General features: G+C 69.4%; 8 protein-coding genes, 1 tRNA gene and 1 pseudogene. 5 read left to right on the forward strand and 5 right to left on the reverse strand.

Going from position 1 to position 6,318, the window contains the following annotated elements:
• The first annotated feature begins 53 nt into the window (after window positions 1-53).
• Complete coding sequence (locus tag ACZ6SA_RS47340) at window positions 54-572, forward strand: universal stress protein (RefSeq protein ID WP_347650619.1); 519 nt, start codon at window positions 54-56, stop codon at window positions 570-572.
• Here ACZ6SA_RS47340 and pdxR read toward each other — a convergent pair.
• Window positions 528-1,934 (reverse strand): MocR-like pyridoxine biosynthesis transcription factor PdxR, encoded by a 1,407-nt coding sequence (gene pdxR / locus ACZ6SA_RS47345; RefSeq protein WP_347650618.1) that lies wholly within the window; start codon window positions 1,932-1,934, stop codon window positions 528-530. The genes ACZ6SA_RS47340 and pdxR overlap by 45 nt on opposite strands.
• A gap of 67 nt (window positions 1,935-2,001) precedes the next feature.
• Between pdxR and ACZ6SA_RS47350 the strand changes: the two genes are divergently transcribed.
• Window positions 2,002-3,252, forward strand: a complete 1,251-nt coding sequence (locus ACZ6SA_RS47350) for an MFS transporter (protein ID WP_465835901.1) — start codon at window positions 2,002-2,004, stop codon at window positions 3,250-3,252.
• A 46-nt stretch (window positions 3,253-3,298) separates the two neighbouring features.
• Here ACZ6SA_RS47350 and ACZ6SA_RS47355 read toward each other — a convergent pair whose 3' ends face one another.
• Window positions 3,299-3,511, reverse strand: a complete 213-nt coding sequence (locus ACZ6SA_RS47355) for a heavy-metal-associated domain-containing protein (RefSeq protein WP_465835903.1) — start codon at window positions 3,509-3,511, stop codon at window positions 3,299-3,301.
• 503 nt (window positions 3,512-4,014) lie between these two features.
• Between ACZ6SA_RS47355 and ACZ6SA_RS47360 the strand changes: the two genes are divergently transcribed.
• From ACZ6SA_RS47360 to ACZ6SA_RS47370, 3 genes are all read left to right on the forward strand, one after another.
• Window positions 4,015-4,134 (forward strand): DLW-39 family protein, encoded by a 120-nt coding sequence (locus ACZ6SA_RS47360; protein ID WP_020542320.1) that lies wholly within the window; start codon window positions 4,015-4,017, stop codon window positions 4,132-4,134.
• A 15-nt stretch (window positions 4,135-4,149) separates the two neighbouring features.
• Window positions 4,150-4,878, forward strand: coding sequence for an HAD family hydrolase (locus ACZ6SA_RS47365; RefSeq protein WP_443156912.1), 729 nt, complete (start codon window positions 4,150-4,152; stop codon window positions 4,876-4,878).
• A gap of 15 nt (window positions 4,879-4,893) precedes the next feature.
• A tRNA-Ala gene (locus ACZ6SA_RS47370) sits at window positions 4,894-4,969 on the forward strand.
• A gap of 276 nt (window positions 4,970-5,245) precedes the next feature.
• On the opposite strand, the gene ACZ6SA_RS47375 is transcribed toward ACZ6SA_RS47370, so the two are convergent.
• From ACZ6SA_RS47375 to ACZ6SA_RS47385, 3 genes and pseudogenes are all read right to left on the reverse strand, one after another.
• Window positions 5,246-5,512 carry a transposase gene (locus ACZ6SA_RS47375; protein ID WP_347650614.1) on the reverse strand — a complete coding sequence of 89 codons (267 nt, stop codon included), beginning with the start codon at window positions 5,510-5,512 and terminating at the stop codon, window positions 5,246-5,248.
• A gap of 62 nt (window positions 5,513-5,574) precedes the next feature.
• Window positions 5,575-5,664, reverse strand: a pseudogene (locus tag ACZ6SA_RS47380) (hypothetical protein); the annotation flags it as partial.
• A gap of 31 nt (window positions 5,665-5,695) precedes the next feature.
• Window positions 5,696-6,082 (reverse strand): IS5 family transposase, encoded by a 387-nt coding sequence (locus ACZ6SA_RS47385; RefSeq protein ID WP_347650613.1) that lies wholly within the window; start codon window positions 6,080-6,082, stop codon window positions 5,696-5,698.
• Between the last annotated feature and the right edge of the window lie 236 nt (window positions 6,083-6,318).

Here is a 6,318-nt window from a genome sequence, read left to right on the forward strand (position 1 = left end):
CCGGTAATCGACGGGTAGGCGCACTATGGTCGTACTTCTCAACAGGAGGCACCGTGGAACAGGAACTGCCCGTCGGTGCGAGGCTGATCGTCGGGGTCGACGAGTCGCCGTCATCGCGCTGGGCGCTCGCCTGGGCCATCGGCGCGGCCAGGCTGCACCGGATGGCCCTGGTCGCCGTGCACGTCAGCCGCGCGCCCGTCCACCCGTTCCCTGAGGCGCTGCCCGTGCAGCACGCCATCAGAGCGGGCGAGGAGGCGCGCTGCTCAGAGGTGATCACCGGCGTGTTCGACGACGTCGCGGGCGGAGTGCCCGAGGATCTCACGACGGCGGTGGTCGGCCGGGTCGGCGACCCCGGCTACCACCTCGTGGATCTGGCCCGCGAAGGTGATCTGCTGGTGCTGGGGCGAGGGAGACGCGGGCTGTTCAGCCGCATCTTCATGCCCTCGACCAGCATGTACTGCGCGCGACACGCCCGCACCACCGTAGTGATCGTGCGGCAACCGACGTCGCCGGACGACCCGGAGATGTCAGGGGAGCGGGTTCGCGGGTTCTGGAGCCGCCGACATCCGTGACCGCAGCAGGCGCAGCCCTTCGGGGATGGCGTCCTTCGTGATCGCGCCGTAGCCCAGCACCAGCCCGGCCTGGGCCGGTGCATCCCCGCAGTACGCCTCCAGCCGCTCCACCGCCAGCTCCGGCGCGGGGCGTACGGACACGCCGGGCGCGAGGCGGGCACACAGGTGCAGGCCCGCCGTGGACGGCACCGGAAGCAGGCGGTCGTCGGCCGCCAGCGCCTCGGCGACCAGGGCGTGCCTGGCGGCGTACTCACGGGTGGCCCTCCTGATGTGCCTGGCCAGCAGGCCCTCGTCGATGAAGCGCGCCAGCGCCGCCTGCGTCGGCACCTCCCCGTGCCAGTCCGACAGCCGCCTGGCCGCGCGCAGCGCAGGCCCGAGCGAGGCGGGCGCCACCAGGAAGCCGAGCCTGAGCATCGGGAGCAGGGTCTTGGAGAACGAGCCCACGTAGACGACGCGGCCCGCCCGGTCGAGGCTCTGGAGGGGTTCGAGCGGGCGCTCGCCGAACCGGAACTCGCTGTCGTAGTCGTCCTCGATCACCACCGCCCGGCGGCGCTCCGCCCAGGCCAGCAGCGCGGCGCGGCGGGCCAGGGACATGGGCGTGCCCAGGGGGAACTGGTGCGACGGCGTGACGTACACGATGCGGGCGGAGCCGGGGATGGCTGGCACGTCGATGCCCTCCGCGTCGACGGGCACGCCCGCCACGCGCGCACCGAGCGAGCGGAACAGTAGGCGGGCGGGCGGATAGCCGGGCTCCTCGACGGCCACCGTGTCACCCGGCTCGATCAGGACCCGGCCGACGAGGTCGAGCGCCTGCTGCGCGCCGCCCGTGATGAGCACGTCGCCGGGGCCGGCATGGACGGAGCGGCTGAGGCCGATGTGCCGGGCGATCGCCTCCCGCAGGGGCTCGTATCCTGCGGGGTCGCCGTACGCCGCGGCGCTCACCCGCAGCTCGCGCGCCACCAGCCGGCGCCACGTCTCCATCGGGAAGAGGCGCGCGTCCGGCACGCCGGCGCGGAAGTCGTACCGGGCGGACGGTGCGGACGGCGGGGACTGCGGGGTTTCGAGCTCCCGCCAGACCGCCCGCGGCCGCACCACGCCCTTCGGGGCCGCCCTGCCCCTGACCGGCTCCGCCGACACGAACGTCCCCGCGCCCGCCCGCCCCACCAGGAACCCGTCGGCGACCAGGCGGTCGTAGGCGAGCGCGACCGTGTTCCTGGAGATCTCCAGGCTGCGCGCCAGCTGCCTCGTCGGCGGCAGCCGCTCGCCCGACCTGAGCCGTCCGTCGAGGATGGCGTCGAGCAGTTGCCGGTAGACCTGCGCGGCCAGGTCACCCCTGCCGCCGAGGCTGATGTGAACGTCCATCTTGGCCCAATCATCTTGCCGGAAATTGGAGCTTATCCCGGGACAAGTTGCGTTCCAAGATGGCTGCATGACCGCACGAACGGACCTCGGGACGCAGGCCATGGCCGGCTCGGACGCCTTCGTCGCCCGCGGCGCCGCCTGGAACCGGATGGGCGCCGTGAACCCCCGCCGCAACCTGGCCCGAGCCCAACTCGCGAACTCCGTCGGCGACGGCGTCTACCTCGTCACCTCCGCGTTCTACTTCGCCAGGATCGTCGGCCTGCCGCCCGCCCAGATCGGCCTCGGCCTCACGCTGGGCTGGGCGGTCGGCGCGGTGGCCGGCCTGCCGCTCGGCCACCTGGCCGACCGGCGGGGCCCGCGCGGCGTCGCCGTCCTGCTCGCGCTGACGACCGCCGCAGCGGTCGCCGCGTTCATGTTCGTCCGCTCCTTCGAGCTCTTCGTGCTCGTCGCCTGCGTGTACGGCACCGCCCAGACCGGCCTGTCCGCCGCCCGCCAGGCGCTGCTGGCCGGGCTCGTGCCGCCGGAGCAACGCACCGCGGTACGTGCCGTCCTGCAGGCCACGCTCAACGGCGGCCTCGCCGCCGGCGCCGCCCTGGGCGGGCTCGCACTGCACGTCGACACGCCGGAGGCATACCTCGCGGCGTTCGCGCTCGACGCCCTGGCCTTCGTGACCGCCGCGGCCGTGCTGCTCCGGCTGCCCTCCGTACACCCCGCGCCGGCCCCCACCGGGCCACGGATGGCCGTGCTCGGGGACCGGCCGTACGCGCTCGTCACGCTGATCAACGCGGTGATGCTCTTCTACATGCCGCTGCTCAGCATCGTCGTGCCCCTCTGGATCGCCACCCGTACCTCAGCGCCCGCCTGGGTCGTCTCCGTCATGCTCGTGATCAACACCGGCAGCGTGCTGCTCTTCCAGGTGCGGGTGGCCCGGAGGGTGAAAGGCCTCGACGACGCCTCCGCGTCGGTGCGGCACGCGGGGCTGGTGATGTTCGCGGCGTGCGCGGTGTTCGCGCTGAGCCCGTACGGATGGGTGTTCCTGCTCGTCGCGACCGGCCTGCAGGTGCTCGCCGAGCTGCTGCTCGCGCCGGGCGCCTGGGAGATCAGCTTCGCGCTCGCCCCCGAGGACCGGCAGGGCCAGTATCAGGGCTTCTTCGGGACGGGCGTGCCGGTGGCCAGGATGCTCGGGCCCGTCGTGCTCACCACGCTCGTGCTCGGCGGCGGAACGCTCGGATGGCTGTTGCTCGGCGGCGCGTTCGCGGCGGCCGGCGCCGCGATGAGGCCGGCCGTCGCCTGGGCCCGCAGGCCACAGCCCGTCTGAGGGGGGCGCAGAGCGCATGGGCGGTGCCGGCCGCCCGGAGACCCCGTCAGGCCTGCCCGGTCATCTCGTAACCGGCTTCCTTCACCGCCGCGGCGACCTCGGCCGCGTCGACAGGACCGTCACTGCCGACCGTCAGCAGGCCACCCGCCAGGTCGACCTCCACGGACGTCACGCCCGCCACCTCGCTGACCTCTTCCTTGACCGAGCTCACGCAGTGGTCGCAGGTCATGCCGGTGACGGTGAAGGTGGCAGCGCTCATGACGATCTCCTCAGGAAGTGTGCGGCTGTTTCGATCACCATACCCCCCTGTGGTATCGTGACGAAACCGGGACACGAGCATGTTCGTTCTGAGCCGACACCGTCCGTGCGGTGTCGCGCCTCCGTAATCCGAATCCGACCCCCAAGCGGCTGGCAGGCACGCTCACCTCGGGTTACCCTCCTCCAGGGCACACATTTACCAGGATCAGGCTCACCAGCCTCCTCCCAGCAAGCACGAGCTGACCCCCGGCACGGACGTTTCGCGCATCCGCGCCGGATATTTGGCATGATCGAGCTGTTGCCCATGAGGGTTGCCGACAGATGGTTGGTCGAAGTTCGTCCGAGATGGGACAGCATTCGGGTCCCACCTGGGGCCGAACACTCGTCCATCGCACATTCCACACATCCGCAACACAGGTAGCGCAGCCATCCCTTGCTAGGCTGCTTGTCAACCGTTGGGTCTCACCCCGGCAGGTGAGACCGTCGAAGAAGTGGGGTCACACCGTGAAGAAGCTGCTCGTTCTGGCGCTGATCGCCCTTGGGGGGTTGCTGATCTGGCGTAAGGTGCAGGCCGACCGCGCAGAGCTTGATCTCTGGACCGAGGCGACCGGCAGCGAGAACTAACCGACCGGCGAGGCGATGAGTGACGTCGTCCCCATCAAGCTGGTGTGCCTGGACCTGGCAGGCACCACAGTCGGTGACATCGCCATGGTCGAGCGCGCCTTTGCCGAGGCGATCGCGACCCAGGGCATAGTGCCCGGGACCGGGGCTTACGCGCGTGCCATGGTTCACGTGCACCGGTCCCGGGGATGTCCCACGATCGATGTCTTCCGCGGGATCTTCCCCGGGAACGAAGCCCAGGCCCAGGCGGCGAACCTGACGTTCGAACGCTCCTACGAAGGCGCGCTCGAGCGGGCAGGTCTGACGCCCGTGCCCGGAGTCATGGAGGTCCTCGACAAACTCCGTGGCAACGGCCTCCAACTAGCCCTGATCACCGGCTTCAGCCGCGTCACGTTGAGCCGCGTGCTGAGCGTGCTCGGCTGGCACGACAAGATCGACCTGGCCATCTCCCCGGAAGACGCCGGCGGCCGCGGCCGCCCCTGGCCCGACATGGTGCTGCACGCGGTCCTCCGTACGGGGGTGGCGGACGTACGGCACGTGGCGGTGATCGGCGACTCGGAGAACGACATGCTGTGCGGCACGCGAGCCGGAGCATCGATCGTGGCCGGCATCCTGACGGGCGTCCACAGCCGGGAGCGCCTTCTGAAAGGCGGCGCCACCCACCTCATCGACTCGATCGCAGACTTCCCGAGCCTGGTGTTGAGCGACGACCTTGGTACGACGCAGGTCGCTTCGTCGGCCCGGTAAGCTATCTTCGTCGAAGGGGCCTTAGCTCAGTTGGCAGAGCGCCTGCTTTGCAAGCAGGAAGTCAGGAGTTCGAATCTCCTAGGCTCCACCAGGGAAAACTCACCCTCGCCGATCAGGGCGGGGCGGGGGTGAGTGACTAACTGTGTGACTACCGTGACCGTGGTCACGTGACTTCTGCCTGTGGAGAACCCTGTCTTGGGCGCCCTCTTTGCAAGAGACACCGACTATCTCATGGTCATGTACTCGATGGCACAGCCATGATGTGAAGCACGGTAAGCGAGCAGTCGCAGTACGCCGAGCTGAGCTCCGTCGGGAGCATTCTGCCCCAGCGCAGAGCGTGTTTGAGAAGATCGTTTGCGGCAGGATTTCAGTCGCAGATGTAGCGCGATTGGCGTTGGGCGGGGCTGCCTCGGGTGAGGCGGCGAGCCATGCCGGCGATAGCGGCCCAGCGGATGATCGCCTCGGAGACAGCCGGGTCCCGTTTGTAGTCACGAGCCAATCGACGGCATGCGGTCAGCCAGGCCAGCGTCCGCTCCACCACCCAACGGCGGGAGATGACGCTGACGCCGCGCCGGTCAGCGGGCTTGCGTACGATTTCCAGGGTAGTGCGCAGAGTGTCGCGGGCCCAGTCCACCAGCGACCGGCGAAGCCCTGGTCGGCGAAGACGTACCGGATCGGGGTGGTCAGGTACGCCGACAGCAGGGCGGTCTTGGCGCCGTCGCGGTCCTGCCAACTGGCCGCCAGCACTGTGACGGTGATGAGCAGGCCGGCGGTGTCGGTGATGATGAACCGCTTGCGACCGTTGACCTTCTTACCTTTATGACGGGGCCGTCATAATTACCTGCGTCGTAGCCGCGGCTGTCGCGGCCGACGGTGTCGGCGCCCTTGACGCTTTGCGAGTCGATGATTCCCGCTGACGGCTCGTCCTCGCGACCGCCTTGATGCGAAGCTCGGCCAGCAGCGCTTCGGTTACGCCGGCCTGTTCCCACTGCTGGAAGTACCAGTACACGGTCTGCCAGGGCGGCAGGTCGGTGGGCAGGTACCGCCACGGGCAGCCCGAGCGCACCACGTACAGGATCGCGTTGACAATCTCGCGGCGCGGATGCTTCTCCGGACGGCCGCCAGTGTTCGGCTTGGGCAGAAGCGACTCGATCAGCTCCCACTGCGCATCGGTCAGGTCCGAGGGGTAGCGATTCGGGGGCATCCGGCCACCCTGACGGCATCCACACCGTTCGTCACGCCGCCACACCGAACACGAATGATCTTCTCAAACACGCTCTGAGTTCGCGAGGCTGTCGCGATAACCACACTGGCCGGCGAAGAGATCAGCGTCTGTGCAAACTAGTCTACAGAGATTGAAAGTTCGGGGTGTCATGTCGATCTCGGGTTCGTGATCAGGCCGGTGTGTGCCAGAAAGGCGTCCAGGAGGTCGGGGCGGTA

The sequence above is a fragment of the Nonomuraea sp. NPDC049378 genome, from assembly GCF_055586745.1.